General features: G+C 46.1%; 13 protein-coding genes. 11 read left to right on the top strand and 2 right to left on the bottom strand.

Annotated features, from left to right (window positions below; translation table 11 throughout):
* The first annotated feature begins 580 nt into the window (after positions 1 to 580).
* The 7 genes from NSMM_RS03825 to NSMM_RS03795 all read left to right on the top strand — a co-directional run bounded on the left by NSMM_RS03825 (position 581) and on the right by NSMM_RS03795 (position 11723).
* Positions 581 to 2182 (top strand): peroxidase family protein, encoded by a 1602-nt coding sequence (locus NSMM_RS03825; protein WP_090284784.1) that lies wholly within the window; start codon positions 581 to 583, stop codon positions 2180 to 2182.
* 68 nt (positions 2183 to 2250) lie between these two features.
* Entirely contained in the window at positions 2251 to 3918 is a 1668-nt protein-coding gene (locus NSMM_RS03820; RefSeq protein WP_090284781.1) for a lipoxygenase family protein, read from the top strand.
* 30 nt (positions 3919 to 3948) lie between these two features.
* Positions 3949 to 5781, top strand: a complete 1833-nt coding sequence (locus tag NSMM_RS03815) for a caspase family protein (RefSeq protein ID WP_176753848.1) — start codon at positions 3949 to 3951, stop codon at positions 5779 to 5781.
* Positions 5782 to 5799: 18 nt separating this feature from the next.
* Entirely contained in the window at positions 5800 to 6765 is a 966-nt protein-coding gene (locus NSMM_RS03810) for a hypothetical protein (protein ID WP_090284777.1), read from the top strand.
* A 4-nt stretch (positions 6766 to 6769) separates the two neighbouring features.
* Complete coding sequence (locus NSMM_RS03805; RefSeq protein WP_143001849.1) at positions 6770 to 7480, top strand: hypothetical protein; 711 nt, start codon at positions 6770 to 6772, stop codon at positions 7478 to 7480.
* Between the two features lie 56 nt (positions 7481 to 7536).
* Positions 7537 to 8829 (top strand): autotransporter outer membrane beta-barrel domain-containing protein, encoded by a 1293-nt coding sequence (locus NSMM_RS03800; RefSeq protein ID WP_090284773.1) that lies wholly within the window; start codon positions 7537 to 7539, stop codon positions 8827 to 8829.
* A gap of 74 nt (positions 8830 to 8903) precedes the next feature.
* Positions 8904 to 11723 carry a peroxidase family protein gene (locus tag NSMM_RS03795; protein ID WP_245654666.1) on the top strand — a complete coding sequence of 940 codons (2820 nt, stop codon included), beginning with the start codon at positions 8904 to 8906 and terminating at the stop codon, positions 11721 to 11723.
* A gap of 28 nt (positions 11724 to 11751) precedes the next feature.
* Here NSMM_RS03795 and NSMM_RS03790 read toward each other — a convergent pair whose 3' ends face one another.
* Entirely contained in the window at positions 11752 to 13689 is a 1938-nt protein-coding gene (locus tag NSMM_RS03790; protein ID WP_218120998.1) for a GMC family oxidoreductase, read from the bottom strand.
* Positions 13690 to 13849: 160 nt separating this feature from the next.
* Entirely contained in the window at positions 13850 to 16507 is a 2658-nt protein-coding gene (locus tag NSMM_RS03785; RefSeq protein WP_090284769.1) for a c-type cytochrome, read from the bottom strand.
* A gap of 425 nt (positions 16508 to 16932) precedes the next feature.
* Between NSMM_RS03785 and NSMM_RS03780 the strand changes: the two genes are divergently transcribed.
* From NSMM_RS03780 to NSMM_RS03765, 4 genes are read left to right on the top strand one after another with little or no spacing between them, the layout of a single operon-like run.
* On the top strand, positions 16933 to 17388 hold the full coding sequence (locus tag NSMM_RS03780; protein WP_090284768.1) for a hypothetical protein: 456 nt from the start codon (positions 16933 to 16935) through the stop codon (positions 17386 to 17388).
* Positions 17389 to 17423: 35 nt separating this feature from the next.
* Complete coding sequence (locus NSMM_RS03775) at positions 17424 to 18728, top strand: hypothetical protein (RefSeq protein ID WP_090284766.1); 1305 nt, start codon at positions 17424 to 17426, stop codon at positions 18726 to 18728.
* A 14-nt stretch (positions 18729 to 18742) separates the two neighbouring features.
* The gene (locus tag NSMM_RS03770) at positions 18743 to 20272 is read left to right on the top strand and encodes a Dyp-type peroxidase (RefSeq protein WP_090284764.1); all 1530 of its coding nucleotides are present in this window, start codon (positions 18743 to 18745) and stop codon (positions 20270 to 20272) included.
* Positions 20269 to 21480, top strand: a complete 1212-nt coding sequence (locus NSMM_RS03765) for a catalase family protein (RefSeq protein ID WP_090284762.1) — start codon at positions 20269 to 20271, stop codon at positions 21478 to 21480. The genes NSMM_RS03770 and NSMM_RS03765 overlap by 4 nt, the downstream gene beginning before the upstream one ends.
* Positions 21481 to 21509 lie beyond the last annotated feature (29 nt).

Below are 21509 nucleotides of genomic sequence, written 5' to 3'. Positions count from 1 at the left end.
CTGCTGCACCGCTTGTATTTCGTCTGCAAAAAGCCAAAGCTGATTCCAAGTAAGGCCGATGCCGGGAGGCAACGGCTCAACATCAATGGTGTCACCGATTGCAACGACCTCAGCGCCATTGTCCGCTATGACGACACCATTAATGCCCAATCGACCATCAAGCTGTTTCAACAGATTGAACTACAAAACCCAGGAGCCCCGCGGATTCCTATCCTCTGTGACAACGCCCGTTATGATTGGAACGCTGGGGCGAGCACAACTCTCACCAATCGCTGGACTCCAGACTGCTCCCGGACGAGAAAATCAGTTTTAACGTTTACTTTTAATGCGGACATAGCCTAATATAAGGCATAAGGCATAAGGCATTCTAATTTGCTATTGACAGGAAAATGTGGGTTAAACTGAAAATGGCTTGTTATCAAATCTACCACCCGTGTCGCAGGGATTTTGCAGGATGGCAGAGAAGTGAATTTTTATCGCCCAAAGATCTACCAAGCGCTATTTTGATTTTTTTAAAAAAAGTGGAGAGTGAGTAGTTACGATTTAATTTGCCGCATAAATGAAAAAGGAGTAAAGAATCATGGATGAATTTTTTTTTCAGATTATTTTTCGGCTTGTAAATCGCTTTCCCTGGATTGGTAGGATTGCCTCACGCATAACGTGGTTACGGCGCTTCATCAGTGACAATTTTATCAATTGGCAAGCCTATGCCACGAACCCTCGTCCTAGGCCGTTCTCCATGGCCGCACCTTATACAACGTGGCAATCATTAACGGACAGAGCATTCACCGGACGACACCTGCCGGAAGCGGAAGGGGATCAGCATCTTCCGAGTCTGGAGAGTGTTGTAAATCTGTGGCGCAGAAAAGAAAACAAAGAAATTCCGTCAGTCGATACCAGCATCCTGTTTTCTTTCTTTGCCCAATGGTTTACTGATAGTTTTCTGCGGACAGATTTTCGCGATCGCCGAAAAAATACGTCAAATCACGAAATTGATCTTTGCCAGATCTATGGTTTGCGTGAAGAAATCACCCGTTTGCTGCGGCTGAAAAAGGATGGGAAGCTGAAGTACCAGGTTATCGATGGGGAAATTTTTCCTCCTTACCTTTTTAACGTGGAAGAAACAACTACAGGCAATTGGGTATTTGCTGACAAGGAATTTGAGAACCTGCATCCTCGCTTTATTCTGGAATATGTTTTTAACAATATCCCGGAAGAACGGTTAAAACGTTTGTTTGCCACCGGATTGGAGCACGGCAATTCGTCGATAGGCTATACCATCATGAATACCATCATGCTGCGCGAACACAATCGAATTTGTGATTTGCTAAAAGAAGCCTATCCAATGTGGGATGATGAACGCCTGTTTCAGACGGCTAGAAACATCATGATTGTGCTGCTGATTAAAATTGTGTTGCGCGATTACGTCTCGCACTTTACCCAATTTAATTTTACCCTTGATCCTACACCGGGTATGGCGGAAAGGCAGCGCTGGTACCGCACCAACTGGATCTCCCTGGAATTTAATCTCCTCTATCGATGGCATTCATTGGTGCCAGAGAACTACATGGTCGATAATAAACCATATAAGCTCGATGAGTTTCGTAACAATATCCCTTTGGTCACTCAATATGGTATTGGACCCTTGATATCTGCTGCTTCAATGCAAAGAGCCGGTCGTATTGGTTTGTACAACACCCCTCAGTTCTTTTTTGATCCATTGCCTATTGGTGCGGATAACCGCAGTATCATGGAGCGCAGCGTGGAGATGGGACGTCAGGCCAAACTGCGCTCATTCAATGACTATCGCGAGGCATTCAGCATGCCACGTTTGAGGAGTTTTGAAGAATTAACTGAGGATCTCGAACTACAGCGAGAACTGAAGGAACTTTATAACGACCGGATCGATGATCTGGAGTGGCAGGTCGGTATATTTGCGGAAGATCATGACGAAGGGTTTAGTCTTGGGCGCCTGATGGTGCGGATGGTGGGTTACGATGCATTTACCCATGCCCTGACCAACCCACTTATGTCGACTCAGGTACACACCGAAATGACATTTTCGAAAGTTGGGCAATCGATAATCGAGGAAACAAGCGTGCTTGCGGACATTGTTAAACGCAACGTCAAGGACAGCGATACGGTCGTTGCAAGTTTCAGAACGTCTACTGCGTCTGACTAAAATGGGAAAGTGATAGCGAGAGAATCCTCTAAACCAGACGAATTTTATCTTTAGTAAAGGAGCGTCGCATGATGAATAAGCTGCCGCAACAAGAGGGAAATGGACGCGCAGCAGAGAATCGGAAAAATTATCTGCTGAAAGGGCAAGCACAATATCAATATGCCTATGAGTATGCCAATACGATTGCTGTCGTGCGCAAATTGCCGTGTCGGGAGGTGCCAGGGCTCGGGTACTGGCTGCGCGGCGGCATCAATCTGTTACGGTTGACTCCAAGCTTGCCGAGTCTGACGGTTACCTTTTTGCGCTACTTGCTCGGCAAACCATTGGAAAGTTATCAAGATTATGTTTTTTATCCATTTAGCCCACCCAACACCGATCTAGTTAATAACTTCCAGCAAGATTTTACATTTGGCTTGCAGCGTGTCATGGGAGTGAATCCTGTCGTATTGCGTGCCGTGACCCATCAGCATCCGCTACCAGAAAAGCTGCCAGAATCTGAAATCCAGCGTAGTTTTGCAGAGCATGTTAATGAAATTGATTATGCGACTGCGATTACGCAAAAGCGTGTATACGTCCTGGATTATGCGGATCTGGAGATATTGCAGCGCAATCCCGGACAAATCGACGGTGGCCGTAAACAGTATGTCACGACTCCGATCGTGGTGTTGTTTCTGCAAGCAGATGGCATGTTGCGGCCAATTGCCATCCAGCTTTACCAAGATGCCGGGCCTGGCAATCCTGTTTATACCCCGAAGGATGGTAATCTGTGGCTGGCAGCCAAAACATTTGCGCAGGTTGCGGATGGTAACCACCACATACTGGTTACCCATGCTACCCGCATTCATTATGTGATGGAGGCCATCATAATGGCCTCACGCCGGCAGCTTTATAAATCTCATCCGCTGTGTGTGTTATTAAACCCGCATCTTCAACATACACTCAACGTCAATCATCAGCATACTTTCCTGAGAGATCAAAAAGGGCGTCCTGGCCGGTACGGTGAATTGTTTGCCGGAGACTATGATGCGACGACTCAGTGCATGGCTAATGGTATGACGAGTTTTGATTTTAGGGCATCGGCTTTTCCTAACGATATTGCCAGCCGGGAAGTCGATAACCCTGATCTTTTTTATCCGTATCGCGACGATGGCATGTTGTTATGGAATGCAATTCAAAGCTTTGTTACGGAATATATTGATGTCTATTACCAATCTGATGATGATGTGGCTGAAGACTACGAGATTCAGGCCTGGGCACATGATATCAGCGCGCAGGATTGCGGCAGAATTCCTGGATTCCTCACCAGGTTTGCGTCCAGGCAAGAACTGGCAGAGACCATTGGGCATATCATTTTTCTATGCACGGCATTCCATTCGTGCATTCATTTCAACCAGTACAAATATCCGGGTTTTGTTCCCAATATGCCGCATTCAGCCTATGCCTCCCCTCCGACGGGGAAAGATACGGAAATGGATGCAGCCGGGTTGTTGAAGTTTCAACCCGCATTCCGGGCAGCGTATTCGCAAACCTGGACTTATTTCCTGACAAATTTTACTGTCAACCGTATCGGCCAATATCCATTGCAGCAGTTTGACCCGGCAGCACGTGATGTCATAAAACGCTTCAGAGAGCGGCTCAGAGAAATAGAAGAACAAATTGATCAGAGAAACAGCAGTCGGTCCATTTCCTATGATCGGATGAACCCACGGCTAATCCCTAATGGGGTAACGGTTTAATCAACGAGGCAGTGTTTGTAAGGCATGGTTATGATACTCAAATCAAATTTTAAATATCTGTGTGTTGTTCTGCTATTTGGGGTAATGAGTGGGTGTGCGGCCACCAACACAAAGAATATGACAGGTGTAGAAAGTGTTTGCGTGGCAAATCAAGAGCAGAAGGCTGAAGCACGTGAACTGCCACCAGAGGCCTATAAAAATGTTGATGATCTTTTAACAGTGGATTGTTTGCTGCCTGGCCAGCTCATTCAACTCGGCATGTATCAACAGTGGATGTCTCCGCCAAGACCGGCAAGGATTACTGCTTGGGAGTGTAAGGTGCAAGGCGGACAGTATGCACTGGCCAGTGATAAAGATGGACGGGAAACCGCTTTGAAAGTTTGGGAGGGATGTGCAGACCAGGGAGACAAGGTTGCCCAGAATTATATGGGGGAAATTTATGGCAGAAGCTGGGGAGAAATCAGGCCGGATTATGAGCGTGCTGCCGAGTGGTATCGCAAATCCGCTGAACAGGGTTACAGCCGGGCATTAAATAACCTTGGATTTCTTTATGAAAATGGGTTGGGCATTCCTCAAAACAAGCAATCTGCTCTGGATTTATACCGCCAGGCCATGGGAGAGATTAAGCCCATCAAGTTGGATCTAGACACAAAAAATAAGATTAATGAGGTGGAATCCAAACTTAACCAGGCGCTTCAAACAACAAAAAACCTGGAGAAGCAATTAAGCGAAAGTAGAGAGATTATTCAGAAAAAACAAAATGAAATAAACCATCTCAAGCAGCAAGGCGGCAGTACAGCAACAGGTCAACAGGCACAAGTAAAAAAATTGCAAGATGAGTTGACTCATAGTCGTCTTCGGGAAAATGCTGTTCAACAACAATTATCTGACGCACAACAGAAACTCACTACATTCCAAAATCAGTTAACCAGGACCGAAACACAGGCAGCATTTGGAAAGGCGCTGGATGTGGGTAAGTATTATGCCCTGATTATCGGCATTAATGATTACCGATCTCCTCTTGATGATTTAAAAACGCCTGTCAAAGATGCCAGACGGGTTGAAGAGGTATTGAAGAGAAAATACGGGTTTGAAACGATTCTGCTGACCGATGATGGGCTCGTTCAACCAACCAGAAACGAGATCTTCAGTGCTTTGTTCAAACTCAAGACAAAGATAGGAAGTAATGACAATCTTCTTATTTATTTTGCAGGCCATGGCGAGTTTTATGCCAGAAGCGGTTATTGGTTAGCTCAGGATGCGGATGCGGAGATCCGTGCAAATTGGTTATCCACCGACGATATCACTACAGAAATAGGGTTTCAAAAAAGCGGGAGAGGGGGGTTAAAAGCCCGGCATGTGCTGGTTGTGGCAGACTCCTGTTATGGTGCTGCGATGGCTATGTCATGGCTTGAGCCATCGCAGGAACAAATTATTGTATCGTTGCCACAAGGGCCGGTTACTCGGTCTGCCCATTCCGTATATACCGTATCAAGTCAAATTGAACCTGCCTTGTCACCGCGTCAACCCGGTGGGGAATCTGCTGAAAGCAGGGTTGGTATCATCAAGCAGCTGTACGAGTTACCTTCGCGTATACAGCTGACTTCTGGCGGACTTCAGCCGGTAATAGACCAGGAGTTCAGAAACGGGCTCTCGGTTTTTGCAGATGCATTCACAGAGGCGCTGGAAGTAAACGAAGGAATTATGAGCGCCGAAGATATTTATCGTGAAATCAAACAACCCGTCTTTGACCGAGTGCGCCAGGTGAGTGCAATGGAAATAAAGCAGAGTCCTGTTTATCGGCGGATCCCCAATGCGGGAGACAATAATGGTGAATTCTTTTTCGTTCCCCGTAAAAACTAAGTCAGGCTGTCCATAAAAATGGAAGTTAAGGGTGAAGATCTGTGGGCAGCAATCAACAGGGGAACTCAGAATCTTGCTTCCCATTGGGCCTCCTATACTGTTTTATTTAGTTTCTTTTTGTATGTGATTGGTTATCTGGCACTGCGGTTTCATCTGACTGCGCTGGGTGTGGGCACCGATTTATCAGTAATTGATGAACGCTATTTGTTTACCGGCAATAAATTTCTCATCTATTTGGTCTCATTAGTACCAAGTTTGCTACTGCTGATCCTGGTGTCATTTTTATCAGTAGTAGCGCCGATTTATCTGCTTTATCGACTACTGCCTAGAGGCTTCCGGGTAAAGTTGGGTAATTTTTATCAGCGCCAATGGCAAAACTTCCAGTCATGGTGGCTTGCATCCAACCGACTGGCGTGGTTAGGCATTCTTTTTACTCTTTTAATAATTCAACTGGTAATGCGGCAAAGTATTCTCCTCAGTAATCTGCTGCTGGCTGGAGATCTTCCTGCCGAACCTTTATGGCTTCGCTATTTATTGCTTGCCAAGACTGATGGGCCCATGACACTGTATTTTATTAGCTTGCTGGGTGGAGTGCTGGCTTCTGCCAGTATATTTTTTTATACCTTGAGAAATAGCTCAAATCAAATGATTCGTTCTGGGATAACCAGATTGTTGCTCGGCTTTCTGCTAGGTGTGCAATTGCTGTTGCTGCCGGTAAATTATGGAATTCTTGTGCTTGATAAATCAATGCCTCGGGTAAATGGACTGGATACTCTGGGCGTACTTAAACCAGATGATCAGGCCTGGCTGGTCTGGGAAGGAAATGAAGGCAAAACCTTTTTACTCAGGAAACAGCAAGGAGGTAATTACAAAAGGAGCTTAATGACGCTACCTAAAAATGATACTCAGAGAATGGAGATTACCGGATACGATCACATCTTCAAATTTTTATTCAGCAGCACTTCACCAAAAGAGGAGGGATAAAGAAATGATCATGAATATGTCATTGCCCCAAAAAATAATTGTATTATGCATAGTAGTATTATTACCTTCGCATAGTGTGATGGCAGGTAGTTTCTCCGACATACTACGAGTGATGGGTATTTCTGTTGCTCCAAGTGGGGTTAGAGGTACGGCAACTATTTTGCAAGGAAATCTTTGGCTGAGCAAAATTGATGGAACGGGAGCTTACAGACCAAAGCCAATTACCCGTGACGGGACTTATCACTCCCCTTTATGGATTCCTGGCAGCAGCCAGATTCTTGCAATAAAAGGAAATAAACTAGTGCAACTGGATACAGAAGGAAACGAGGAAAAAGTACTTTATCCCCTAGCTGGCTCCATAACCCTTCATGGTTTCGACAAGCGTGATGCCAAATCAGTCCTGATTCTTCAGAATTCAGTGCCAGCCGTACTGTCACTGGCCAATGGAAAAACAACGTTTTTACCCTATGATAAGGAAAATGAAGAAGATCGCACTGCAGCGGCTCGGCTGAGCAGAGATTTCCGGAGTTACGGCCATGTTAAAGTATTTGTCGAAAGTCAGCCGATGTTCGATGCACTCGATAATGAAGAAGGGAACAATAAAATTCACATTATCGGGGAGCAAATACCGGAGACAGTGATTCCTTGTCCTGAGTATTGCATACAGCCTGCCCTCTCAGAGAACGGACGACAATTAGTTTTTGTCGGCCCATAAAAATGCCTTGAGGACATCAGATCACAATAGCTTATTCACTCAAAGGGGAGATTATCATGACCAAGGTTCGTCGATTAAAAAGAGGCTTATATACGGTTACTGCGCTAACGCTTGGTTTCGGGCCGTTTGTGACGGCCAGCGGAGAAACACCCGGACAAGCTCTTGCACTGGATAATTTGAGGGGTGTTTGTGGTCAAAACACAAGTGAAGATCCCTCATTAGCAATAGCTTGTTCTTTAGTAGGTGGGGTAAACGATATTACCGCGCAGAATCTGTCTCCACAAGCAGCGATTCAAGCCGAGTCAATCGCAATTACTTCTCCCTATCAGTTTATTCGCAGCACGAATGAAAGCATGCAGCGGCTGACAGGTCGCTCTGCTGAGAAACGTCAGCAACAATCTTCTTTTTTACTACAAAGCTCGGCGTCAGTAGCAGGCACGCCATCATTTGGCACTTCTGGTTTTATAGGGCCTGTAGGGGTTTCGCTTAGCGGTGGCGGGAGCTTTGGTGAACGTGATAACGCTCAAGGCCAGACTGGTTTTCAATTAAATACCCGGCAAACCAATTTGGTGATTGATTATTCGTTTAATCAAAAATTGATTGGCGGCTTCTCCTTTAATTATCTGGGGACAGATCGTAATTTGAGATTGGCGAGTGGGGACTTGAATTCCGATAGCTATCGGTTTGCACCCTTTGTGCTTTTCAGACCAACTACCAATAGCTACTTAACTCTGATGGGAGGGTATGCTTTGGTTAATTATCGTTCCACACGCAGCGTTTCGAGTCAAAATGGCATCACGTTTGATAACGCCACGGCCAACTATGATGCTAATCAGTTTTTTGCTAGCGTGGGTGGTGGGTATACCTTTACTTTAATGGATGGATGGAATCTGCGAGGATATGGTCGCGGGGACTTTAGTGATATTAGTATCCAGAGCTTTCAGGAAAAAGGTGGCGTTGCTCATAATGGGAACGACAGTTTATCTCTTGCTATGTCTGTGAATAAACAAACCATACGCTCGGTTACCAGTACATTAGGCGTTGAACTTAGTCATGCAATTAGCACCAGGACTTTTATTCCCGTCATTATCCCGAGACTGCGTGCAGAATGGGTACATGAATTTGAAAACAATGCCAGAACTATCACAGCCGGTTTCACTGGCCAGAACTATAGCCCCACTTCTGCATCAATGGCAGTTGCAAGCTCAGTGCGCAATTGGGCAAACCTGGGGGTTGGAGTGCAAATGCTGTTTGCCCGCTCGATTATCGGGTACATTAATTACGACAGATTAATTATCAAGCACGCGGAGAACAATATCATTTCTGGTGGGATTCGTATGAATTTCTAACAGTTTATATGAGGTTTCCTGGATTTCAGATGAGTCGCTTCTCGATAGCCATAGCACTGACAGGATTACTGCTTGTGAACGGATGTGATGCCCTGGAATCTGAAATTTCCTGTCTGACGGTACTCATACAGGGTGATATTCAGCGCGTTGCAAAGACAAGAGAGCAGCGGTTTCTCGGCAAGATCCCTGAGAGACGGGCGCATTGTCTGGGCGGAGATCATGCGATTGGTGTGCTCAGCCAGAGCCCCTGGCTGGATTGGCCAAATTTCTGGGCTGCAGGGGATAGCTCATCACTGTCTCCTTCGACGCTATTAGCCAGCACCTTTTTCGGGCCCAATGAACGTGGCATCAACAGTGCGCTCTATGAACTGGAGTTACAGCGCATCGAGCTCATCAAATTCAACCTTTTCGACAATAGTGGCACCTACCAGACTTATATCACAGGCCGTGATGGCAGAGCAGGTCCTGTGTTGCAAACCTGGCCGGAGATGCAGTTGCCGCCAGCCCATCCCAACTACAAGGATGTTAAAGGTGATCAAGAGCAAGTCTGCAGAGGTGCGCTGATTCGCTTTCGTACCGTCACTGGCATCTGCAACGATATTTACAATCCATTGATGGGTTCGACCCATCAGCTCTTTGCACGCAATGTTCAGTTTGATGTCACCTTTCCTGATCTGGATCTCAATGAGATGACCAGGAATCGCCATGGAGATCGGTTAGGCTTGTTGAAGCCTGATCCACAGGTCATCAGCCGAAAATTGTTTACGCGCACGCAGTCACAGCCTGATAAATGTCAAAGCGGCTACGGGTTGCCCGGCGGCTTGGAGGAAGCCGAATGTGATTACAAAAAGGCACCGTCCTTGAATGTGCTGGCAACTTTCTGGATTCAATTCATGACCCATGACTGGTTCTCTCATGTGGAAGAGACGTCTGATCAGCCAGCGTGGATGACAGTTGGTTGTACGGCCCAGCGGATTGATAATATCGAGCAGCCATTGACGAAGGAGGAGATCCAGCAACTGGGCTGCCGGCCAGATGACAGAATCAATGTTGCACCAGTTGCTGATGACGCACCACCCGCATCATTTATGCATGACGGTCGATCCTATCTCACCCGGGCGCCAAAGACCACACGCAATTACGTGACGGCCTGGTGGGATGCCTCGCAGCTTTATGGTTATGACGAACGCTCCAGTCAACGGGTGAAACGAGATCCCGAGGATGCCGCCAAATTGTTGCTGATCCCTGTAAGAGAAAGTGTGGACAAGAGCGATAAGCTTGGATATTTGCCGATCTTTGAAACAGATGATCCGATCAATCCGGAATGGTCGGGTCAGGAAGCAACCGCTTTCCCTGATAACTGGTCCATTGGATTGAGTTTTTTTCACAACGTCTTTGCTAGAGAACACAATGCCTTTGTTGAAGAATTCCGCAAGCAGGCAGCCAGGGCCCCCGATACTGACAGCGGCTTGAGAAATCCAGCCGAACCTGAGATCATTATTCGCCATCAAGATGTCACGCCGGACGAGTTATTCAATGTGACGCGGCTGGTTATTTCTGCCGAGATCGCCAAGATTCACACCGTCGAATGGACGACGCAACTGCTGTACAACGAGCCGTTGTATCGAGGAATGAACGCCAACTGGCATGGCCTTTTTCATAAACATGATGCGGTGTCTGAGGCACTGAGAGAAATTATTCGCCAGCTCGACGACACGGATAATACCAATAATAGTTTCCATGCAGCTTTCGCAGGTGGAGCAGGCATCTTTGGGTTAGGTAATCATCGCTATGAAGGAACGCCGTTCTATTCCCTGGTTGATCGCAACAGGAAGGATATCTGGACGCTCACCAACAACGACGACATCAACGGCGGGGTCAACCATTTTGGCTCTCCTTTCAGTTTTCCCGAAGAATTTGTCTCGGTATACCGATTGCATCCTTTGTTACCGGATCTGATCGAATACCGCGAATGGCATAGCAATCCGAATGTCACTCGGCAGAAAATACCCATTATCGACACCTTTCGCGGCAAAGCGACTGAGGCAATGCGACAAAAGGGCCTGGCAAACTGGGCGCTCAGCATGGGTCGTCAGCGAGCAGGTGAGTTGACGACCCAGAATCACCCCCGGTTTTTGCAAACCTTGAAGATGCCCCATCTGCAATCATCTACCCGGCAAATCGATATTGCTGCGCTTGATCTCATCCGCGACCGGGAGCGGGGTATTCCACGCTATAACGAATTTCGCCGGCAGTACGGACTGAAACAATTGACCAGCTTTGATGATTTCATTGATCCACGCTTGTCCGAGGATTCGTCCGTTCGTCGCGAACAGGAGCAGCTTGTGCATACGTTACGCGAGGTATACGGTCAGCATCGGTGCGATGAATCCAAACTAATCACAAACGCTCAACTGAATGAAAACAAATCACCCATTAACGATTGTCTGGGACATCCAGACGGCAGTCTTGTTGACAATATCGAAGATGTCGATGCGGTCGTCGGCTGGCTGGCAGAATTCAAACGGCCGCACGGCTTTTCCATTTCCGAAACCCAATTCGTTGTGTTCATTCTCAATGCTTCGCGCAGACTCTTCAGCGACCGGTTTTTTACCTCGAGCTTTCGCCCGGAATTTTATAGTACCCTGGGGGTGGCGTGGGTGATGCACAACGGACCCGGCCCGGAGGTAATGGAGGAAGAGATGCCCAATGGCCATCAGCAGGCGGTTTCTCCATTAAAGCGCGTCCTGTTGAGAACGTTGCCGGAACTGGCGGATGAGCTGCAGAGCGTGGTCAATATATTCGATCCCTGGGCGCGAGATCGCGGAGAATATTACAGTACTCAATGGCAACCTCGGCATGGTGCCGAGGAAGATAAAGCATTTGCTCAGTAAGCCGTCCTTCCAGGTGATACATAAAAAATTAAGAAGCGTTCACTCTTGCATCTTCAATAATGATTTCACTGGCTTTCTCGCTGATCATGTAAATGGCAGATACGATGAAAAAGCCGGGTATTTTGGGGAAGATTGAGGCATCAACGATGCGTAGATTAGTGGTTCCATGCACGCGGAATCGGCTGTCAACCACTGCCATTTTATCGCTCTGTGGCCCCATTTTGCAGGTGCAGGAAGCATGATGCCCCCAGGCCTGATCTTTGATAAATTGACGGATTTCATCGCGACTGCTGACATTTGCTCCTGGTAGGATCTCTTCGTCAACCAGATCTCCGCAATATTCGAGGATATTGCGGACAGTTTCTACACCCTCTACTACTGAATCCAAATCCTTCTCACCATCGCTGCCATCCGAATCTTTGGGGAAATAGTTGAAACTAATGTCAGGAACATCACGCGGATCGCTAGACCGCAAGGTGACATGGCCTTTGTTATTCGCGTGCGCTTTAAGAATGGCCCAGGTAAAGATATTTTCCTGGCAGGTATCGGAGCGATCATCATTTTTATGACACAGTGCATTGGGGTAACGGCTGTTATCTCTGGTAATGTCATGAGCATAGCCAGGGTAGTATCCGCTAAAATTTCCGAGTAATCCGAAAATTAACAGATCCGGATCATCATCCCACTGTTTGGAAGAAGAACGCTTGATGAGAGCGACCGTTGCACCGTTCGTGGTATACGGTCCTTTCTCCTGAAGCCATAGGGCGTATTGTGGATCGGGTTCTTCTCCAGGCTCAGGCGGGCGTAACTTCATTCCTTTGATCAAGGGAATATTTTCTTTAAGTCTCGTTACCACACCGACTTCATAGCGATCCTGCAAATTTTTCCCTACGCCTGGCAGCTCCACTTTTACCTCAATCTCATGTTTTTCCAACTCTTCCCGCAGACCAATCCCGGAGAGCATGAGCAGTTGGGGAGTATTGAAAGCGCCTGCAGCTATAATGACTTCGCGTTCCACACAAACTGTTTTTGTTTCGGAAACAACTGCCTCTTTGTGTCGAGGATCAGCGCGATATTGATGAGCACCCACACGATACTCCACACCATAAGCTTTGTTATGTTCGTCGAGCAAAATACGCTGAACCAATGAGTGGGTTCTTATTACCAGTTTGTCAGGGCATTGCTCACGCACCCGCTGGATGTACTCTCTAGATCCAACCCGCTTGCCGTGTTGAGTAGTCATCGGAATTTTGCATAAACCTTCAGGGATTCTGCGAATTAAGCGCCAGTCATTGGGATCGAAGCGAATAATAAATTTCAGAATTCCCAGGAAAAAACGTTTTAACGGATGCATCATGCGCCGGGATTCTGTCACCGCGGCGACCGTCAGTTTTGTTAGCACCTTGTCCCTCCATAGCATCCAAGGGTTGGCCTGGTTGGTGGGCAGCCAGCCTTCAAACCCATGGCGACTCCAAATTTTCCATCTTGAAACATATTCGCAGCGTTCCAAGCGCTGGAAGTACTTGTGCATATTTTTGCTATGCCAGCTTGGGTCATTCATTAGTTTTGCTATGTAATCCCAATCACTATTGTGGGGATACATCAAAACCATGGCATTATGTGCGGTACATCCACCTAGTGTGCCCGAGCGGGGATAAAGCACACCATCTTTTTCTTCGCTAAACTTGCAGTCCCGCTCTTGTTGAGTTTTATCGTCATAATGACGCACGAAATAGTCCCAACGAAGTGCTTCATTTTCCGAAGCACGTGCATGAAACGCCGGTACCTTGTAATCACACGGCTCATCATCTCCCCCAGCCTCCAACAACAACACCCGGAAACCTTCCAGAGCCAGGTTGCAGGCAAGCGGCCCTCCTCCTGCGCCGGAACCTATGACGACATAGTCAAATTTTTCACTATCGATATTGGCTATCTGGTTGCTTTCCAGAGAATTAGGCTTAATCACAAATTATTTCCAATAGAATTATTTCAAAATCCTTGGTAGATTTTTGGAAAGTAATATAAATAACTGTGTCATGGGAAGAAGATTAGTTGAAAACCCGGCAGGTTGAAGAACACAGTAAGTATCCCGCGCATCAGCTACGGGATACTTTATTTACCAAAAATTACATGGTCTTAAGAAATTCGATTAAAGCGCGCTTGTCGCTGTCATCGAGTGCTGCTCTACCTTCTTCTGCAGGTAAATAGTCTGTCCCAAAATAATGCCCGCGATTTACAACGAAATCCGGGCATTTATTCACTTCCAATAAAGGTTCAACTATGCCGCCCAGAATTTTACGTAGTTCTTCGTCTGTAATGCTTTCAGGGTCTTTCTGTGCTTTCCACAAATCAAAGATATCCCACCCAATGGTCTTTGTCAGGTCCCAAAAAAGAGAGAACCGCTTTCCCCAGTCCATCTCCATATTGATATTGGAAACCAAGTTCACCGGGATATCTTTAGGAAATGGACCAAGCTCCAGCCCATCGCCAATAGGAAGAATTCTTACATACCACGGTAGATAACCTTTCGGTACCTTTAACTCGCTCCTTTCTGTTGTTCGATCGATAAAACCAGGCACTTCTTTGCCCGATCGAGTCAGGTAGGTTTGTCCCTCGCAACTGTTTTGCGAGTCATAATTTTTTACATTTTCTTTCCCATCATAAGCGTATAAATCTTTTTGATTACAATAGCGCTTCTCAGGCCAGAGTAACTGCTCTATGCTGCTATCGAATGACTTCATACGACCCTCTACCGAACCTGACCAGTAAAACTTACCTAACGTATTATTCAGAAGAAATGGCGCTGTAGACCAAATACTGGTAAGCGATGGTGGCCGAATATAACCGCGCCCTCCGGCTGGCATGTCGTAATCAATTTTTTCTCGGGTAACCGGATGATGGATGATGGCCTTTCCTACTGAAGGCAAGTTTTTATAAGAAGTGGACGAAAAATTATCCCAAATATCTCCCTTGATTGCGTTAGTGGCGATAGAAGCGCAAATGTTGGTTTCCAGCAGCGTCACCGGAATTCGTAATTCATTGGAAAGAAAATTGTTATTGAGAAAGTCTTCCTCTAATACAATATTAGTCATTTCTTCTTTGAATTCAGAGGAGTTGGTCCAACCCCAATATTGACTCCAACAACTCAAGTAATCAGGACCGACGCAACCATTGTTTGGGAAAAACTCGGCTGCTTTCTCCGGAAGCTTACTCGAATGACAAGCTGCACAGTTTTTAGCAAATACCTCCTTGCCGCGTTTCAGCACTTCTTCATCATCCGTTAAATGATGCTCGCCGCCAGGCGCATTTTTCAGAAAGTCCGGCGGCGTTGCGGCTAAAAAGAACAAAGTAGCGTCCAGAGTTTGCTGTTCCGTTGCTCGCCAATAGCTGGAATTTTGTTCTGCTGCTTTGATTGGAAAAGGCGTAAATGGCGTCCCTCCTATCAAGGGATTGATATGCTGCAGCCATTCCTCACTGAACAAACCTATATTAATGAAGACACGATTTAATGCACCCAATCCACCCACCGAATCCGCACCATCTTTGAGTACTCGCGGTGTTAGTACTTTATCAGGTCTTTTGAAAAATGCTCTAAGTGGACTATCAGCAGGGACCGCTTCAAAATAATTGAACTGTTTATTATCTCTTTCACCACCGGTTATTTCTTCCTCGCCCCAACGTAAGGCATTCATCATACGTGCAGGAAGATTATAAACAGCATTCATGGTACGTGGATTATTGATATAGTCAGTGGAAATGAGAGAGGTATCCAATGCCCCTGGCCGATTAGTATGAAGATGCTGGTAGGCGAAACTGGTTCTATCAGCCTCATAAGCGAACACCCGGTCAAACCAGAAATACTGTGCTCCTGGATTGGAGTTGAGGTTAGCCCACTCTGGATTTTCTGGGTCTTTGGGTGGATTGGTTGGGTTGGGCCCTACGTGACAGAATCCGCAAGACATTCCTACCCGATAAGGCTTGACTAATTTTGGATCATTGTAGTACTCCGGATCAGCGTAGTATTTTTCTGGGTCCCAGCGTTTTTTTGCTGCCTCATCGAAATCAGGATTTGGAAATAGGCGTAGACCTACAATACCTGTTGCATAGCCATAATAGGATCCTACTGGTACGGTTTTGCCACGTGCACCAATCTGGACACCAGGATATTTCTCTTCGTTCTCGAAAGGATCAGATGCACAATTCGAGGCACGTATATCCAAATATAAACCGAAGCGATCCGGACGGCCGACCAGTTTACCTTGCGTATCGGTATTTTTCTTAAAGCACGGTTCGTTAACCAGACCAAACCATTCCCAGCGATGGTCACGGCTGTGTTTTGGATTTTTCTCTTGGAGTTTAGGATGGTTTGACAATATTTTCAGTAAATCAAAACTCCCTATGCTTTTAACATTCAAATAATCCCAAAACTTGTCGTTACCGCCAGTCCAAACAATCCAGTTGTTTCGACCCCTAATCACAGACTTTAGGGCCTTATCTGGCGTCTGCGAGATGCCGGGTACAAAGGGCTCCAGAGTGGCAACTACCTTGTCAGCATTTTGGCTGATTCCATAATCCATATCCTTAAAATAATCTTCATCTGCCCCAGGGAAGCTATCTTCGGTTCTATTTACGCATTGCGCTTCATCCATAACTGATCCCGACTTCGCTTCGCCACCTTTGATACATTCTGCTGCAATTTTTAGGGATCGATCGTCTGAACACCCTGTAAGGAATAAAACCAAACTGAATCCGATATACAAAAGTAAGGGGGTAAATTTTTTCATGGCGATCTCCAGAATTAATTATGGATCGGACGGATTAAAGTTTAAAGTTCGAAGTTACCACTTACGCAACAATATCCTTCATACCATAAGGGTATTACTCTATAAGTCAAATAGTCAATATATTTATTATGCATGGGCTCTTTTCTTGAAAATTAAATTCTTGCACATCGGGTAAACTCGGAATAGACTCATCCAGAGTAGGGTTTTACAAGTAGGTGAAAGTGGAGATTTCTTATAAAGGAAAAACAAGAAAGCTTGTATGCCAAATCACTATAGCGGGATAACTTAATAAGCTATTAATAATTATTAATTTATTCCCGATGCTCGTATACCTATATGGTATAAATTATTTTTGATAGTTACTAATTCAGTGTCGTCGCACAGCTTTTTTTTACTTGTTTTGATGAAATTAAGGAGTGCCTAAAATGAACAACACGGTAAGAACTTGGTTGGGTAAATCACGTGAAGAGCTGGATGAAATCTATCGCAATGCCGAACCAGGTGACATTCCAATCGGTGATACACGCGGTACAGCAATTCTGGCGGGGTCAATCTTCTCAAAAATCGTAGCTGCTTTTGCACGCCTCTTTGCCTGGCAAGGCAAAGTGTTTGATCTATTTTGCCCAGGCGGCCAGGCAGGTGTTCTTGTCAACAAAATTACACCGTTTGGTCTGACATTTATTGTCGCAAAAGTCTATCGCGACAAAAGCTGGCTTGATGGAAAAGATACCATCGTCATTGATTATTCTAAAACTTCCTTCATTGCCAAAGTGATCCGCGATGAGATTCGTGAGGTCGAGCCCGGTGTTTATCTTGGGAAAGTGTGGTGGGGTAAAACGCGTGTCCTGGATTTCGCCTTGACACGAAGCGATGTTAAATAAAAAGTCGTGTAACTGTTTACTTGAGATAGAAAACTATGACACCTCAATCTACCTTCATGATTGCTGCGACGGTGCGTGTTGGGCAGCTGAAAAACCTGCGCGCCTTGTTGGCCTCGATGAACAAAGTGCCGGGGCATGCTGACCCTGGTAATAGCTTGATTCCATTCAGCAGGTTTGATCGGTTGCATTTTGCGCGCTTTGTGATCATAGAAGCCAATACAACACACGAAATTAAAGAATTTGGCGTAAGACCAAGACCGTGGCGACCCACCCTTGCCTTTCTTGGTGACATTGATGGAGATACACATACTTTTTTAGCCGAAGTCGCAGACCATGCGGGTTCAGGCTTAAGAGAAATCTTCTCTCATTGTGAAGATTTTTCTGAGGAAAATCAGAATCTGCTGGAATGGATGAACGAACACAATATCACTCCCAAGGCTAATTATGTCAACTGGATCGGTCGAACTGTCAAACAAATACATGAAGAGGCGGCGTTACATCAAAGTTTGTCTGCCTATTTACAGAAAATTGTTGATGATGTTGGCCGGGAGAATATTCGCCCTTTACGGCAACAACTTCTGTCTCATGTTGAAATGGAAAAATATCAAGGTAGACTTACGCTATCCCCGCCAGAACCGACACTTACTGAGTGGAAAGTCCGCAATCTGCTGCATAAGACTGGAGTCCCGTTAACCCTACTTCTCTTATCCCCATTGCTATTGGTTATCGCGCCTTTCTTTGCATTACGTTTAAGAATGCTGGAGCGTTCTGACCCTGAACTCTTCATTCGGCCTGACTATAAACATATAGAAGAACTTTCAGCACAGGAAGATTGGGATGTCAGTAATCAATATAGTGTGTTTGGTGATGTAAAGCCTGGCCTGTTTCGCTTGTTGACCTTCAAGTTCATACTCCTGCTGACCGACTGGTTTGCGAGACATGTATACAATCGTGGATTTCTCGCTCGAATAAAAACCATCCATTTTGCTCGCTGGGTATTCATGGACAATAACCATAGAGTATTTTTTGCCAGTAATTACGATGGTAGTCATGAAAGCTATATGGACGATTTTATTAATAAGGTTGGTTGGGGACTGAACCTTACCTTCAGTAATGCAGTAGGTTATCCGACTACTCGATGGATTATTAAAGAAGGCGCACAGCGTGAGCATGCCTTCAAATATACGCAAAGGCGACATCAAATACCTACAGAGGTCTGGTATAAGGCTTATCCGGGACTGACAGCCACTGATTTAGCCCGTAACAGTCGTATCCGGCAAGGTGTGGAAATTCGCCAATCCAATGATACGGAAATCCGTGAATGGCTCAGTCTGATCTAGCCGGGAGTATAAAAATGAAAAAATCAAGCGATTTTGAATTTGATGATCTGCAAGGGTTGCTACGCTTTGGATATGGAAAATTAACCGATACCTGTTTCATGCTGCTGAATATTGCCAATGTCGATGTGGCTAAGCGATGGCTGGATAAGGCGCCAGTCAGCAGAGCCATCAAAACAAATCCGTCACCTGATACAGCGCTACAGATTGCTTTTTCTGTGCAAGGTTTGCGCGCATTGGGAGTAAATGAATCAATCATTGATGATTTCTCCGATGAGTTTATTTATGGCATGACCAGAAATGAAAATTGTTCTCGCCGGCTGGGTGATATCGGGCGCAATGCACCAAGGTATTGGAAATGGGGGAGTGATGTGGCAGAGGTGCCGCACGTCCTGTTGCTGCTTTATGCCAAAAAGGGATGTCTCGAAGCCTGGCGAGCAACAGTGGAAGGCGAGTATTTTTCACAGGCATTTCAATTATTGAAACATTTACCCACCTCGGACATGGGGCAGATTGAGCCTTTTGGGTTTGAGGATGGTATCAGTCAGCCCGAAATTGACTGGGCAGATCGGCACAGCACGGATTCGCATGCAAATGATCGTTATACCAATTTACTGGCTGCTGGAGAGATGGTGCTTGGCTACCGTAATGAATATGGGCAATATACTGCACGACCGCTCATTGATCCCAAAAAAGACAGGTATGCAATGGGTCTGCCTAATGCCGAAGATGATCTCACGCTGAAGGATTTTAGTCGTAATGGAACATATCTAGTGCTTCGGCAACTGGATCAGAATGTTTCCGGTTTCTGGCAGTTCCTTGACAAGGTATCGGATTCCGTGCCGGAAAAACGCGAACAACTTGCCGCGTCGATGGTGGGTAGGGAACAAAATGGTACACCTTTGATTGCAGAGCACATTCCGGGGGTTTCGCGCAAGGATCACGGCAACCATTTTACCTATGACCTGGATCCGAAAGGAAACCATTGTCCGGTTAGTGCCCATGTACGCAGGGCCAATCCCCGTACAGGCGATCTGCCACCGGGCGCAACGGGTTTCAGCGTAACCGCTTCTATAAGCCGGCTGATTAGAATCCTAGGGTTTGGGCAAAAGCCGGAGGAGGACCTTGTTGCTTCCTCTCGTTTTCACCGTTTGTTGCGGCGTGGTCGCGGTTATGGCCCTGTTCTTACACCGGAAGACGCTGTCAAACCGGATGCACCTGCTGCTGAACGCGGTCTGCAGTTTATCTGCCTGGTCGCCAACATAGGCCGACAATTTGAATTTGTCCAGAATGCCTGGATCGTGAATAGTAAATTTGATGGTTTGCAAGAGGAGCCGGATCCTTTGTTGGGAAATCGTGAACCGCTAATGAATGGCGATAGTACCGATCATTTTAATCGTCCCACTCCATCCGGACCGGTGCAAAAAACCTGTCACTTGCCACAATTTACAACTGTACTGGGAGGTGGATATTTCTTCATGCCCGGACTGCGTGCACTCAAGTACATTTCGGCTTTACCTGCTAACGGAAATGGTGGCTCATCATGATAATGACGATCAAGAACCGGGTACTCAAGGCGATTCACAATTTTTTGATTCAGCTGCTACGCATTGAGCGTCGATTGGAACCCTGGTTTCGACCGCAGTGGGACTATCTTTTTCGCGAACCAGGTTCGAGAATTATTCAGTTCTTCGTTAACCGGCGGCGGCACAAGAATGAAAATTTAAAGCTGGCGGAGGAGAGTTCTGATCCTGACGAAGAAGAAAGCCTAAATAAAATTATCGATCTGATGATGGATCAAATGCGCGGGCGCTTTAAACCGGGAGGCTATGAACGGGGGGGCAATACCAAAACACACGGTATTGTACGTGCCACGGTAACCATACGAGATGACCTGCCAGAGCATTGCCGCAAAGGCATTTTTGCTAATCCGCGCAGTTATCCGGCCTATATTCGCTATTCCGGACCTGGTCCGAATGTGCCGGCTGATATTAACGATGTCGGTTTTATGAGTATGGCGGTGAAGCTCATGGGTGTTCCAGGTGAAAAACTCATGAGTGAGGAGAAATTTACCCAGGATTTTATTACCACCAGCGGCGGCGCAACGTTTGTCACACCCAACACCCGGGAAAATGCCAAATTGCAATACTGGAGTCTGGTAGATATGACACTTTATTACTTCCTCAATCCGAAGGACTCCCATTTGCTTGACTTCTTCATGCAAAGTTTGTGGACTGCCACTCAGTATAACCCATTAGGACAGCGTTACTGGAGCTGCACGCCTTATCTGCTGGGTGAAGGACAAGCGATGATGTATTCATTCGTGCCAAAAACAAAAGATGTTGAAAGGCACATTCCCGGCTTGCCGTTTGGTACGCCCCCGTTCAATTATCTACGGGAGAATATGATCAAGACTTTGAATGAGAAAGATGTTGAGTTTGATCTTATGATTCAAATACAGACTGACCCTCATTTAATGCCAATTGAAGACGGCTCGGTACGCTGGCCAGAAAAACTTTCCCCGTTTATTCCCGCTGCCACAGTGCATATTCCAAAGCAAAAATTTGATTCGGATACGCAGTTTGAGTTTGCCAAACGACTGAAAATGAATCCTTGGCATTGCCTTCCTGAACATAGACCATTGGGCAATCTAAATCGGGCGCGTTTCAGAATGTATTATGAATTATCCAAATTTCGGCAGGAGATGAATCAGACCACACATCTTGAACCAACCGGGGATGAAATATTTGATTAGCATTATTTACCGCATCACTATCCGATTAA

The sequence above is a fragment of the Nitrosomonas mobilis genome, from assembly GCF_900103035.1.
Taxonomy (GTDB): domain Bacteria; phylum Pseudomonadota; class Gammaproteobacteria; order Burkholderiales; family Nitrosomonadaceae; genus Nitrosomonas; species Nitrosomonas mobilis.
This window is presented reverse-complemented; position numbering and strand designations above follow the sequence as displayed.

Coding starts and splice junctions, on each gene's coding strand:
- NSMM_RS03825 (WP_090284784.1), top strand. CDS start 581: ATGGATGAATTTTTTTTTCAGATTATTTTTCGGCTTGTAAATCGCTTT.
- NSMM_RS03820 (WP_090284781.1), top strand. CDS start 2,251: ATGATGAATAAGCTGCCGCAACAAGAGGGAAATGGACGCGCAGCAGAG.
- NSMM_RS03815 (WP_176753848.1), top strand. CDS start 3,949: ATGATACTCAAATCAAATTTTAAATATCTGTGTGTTGTTCTGCTATTT.
- NSMM_RS03810 (WP_090284777.1), top strand. CDS start 5,800: ATGGAAGTTAAGGGTGAAGATCTGTGGGCAGCAATCAACAGGGGAACT.
- NSMM_RS03805 (WP_143001849.1), top strand. CDS start 6,770: ATGATCATGAATATGTCATTGCCCCAAAAAATAATTGTATTATGCATA.
- NSMM_RS03800 (WP_090284773.1), top strand. CDS start 7,537: ATGACCAAGGTTCGTCGATTAAAAAGAGGCTTATATACGGTTACTGCG.
- NSMM_RS03785 (WP_090284769.1), bottom strand. CDS start 16,507: ATGAAAAAATTTACCCCCTTACTTTTGTATATCGGATTCAGTTTGGTT.
- NSMM_RS03780 (WP_090284768.1), top strand. CDS start 16,933: ATGAACAACACGGTAAGAACTTGGTTGGGTAAATCACGTGAAGAGCTG.
- NSMM_RS03775 (WP_090284766.1), top strand. CDS start 17,424: ATGACACCTCAATCTACCTTCATGATTGCTGCGACGGTGCGTGTTGGG.
- NSMM_RS03770 (WP_090284764.1), top strand. CDS start 18,743: ATGAAAAAATCAAGCGATTTTGAATTTGATGATCTGCAAGGGTTGCTA.
- NSMM_RS03765 (WP_090284762.1), top strand. CDS start 20,269: ATGATAATGACGATCAAGAACCGGGTACTCAAGGCGATTCACAATTTT.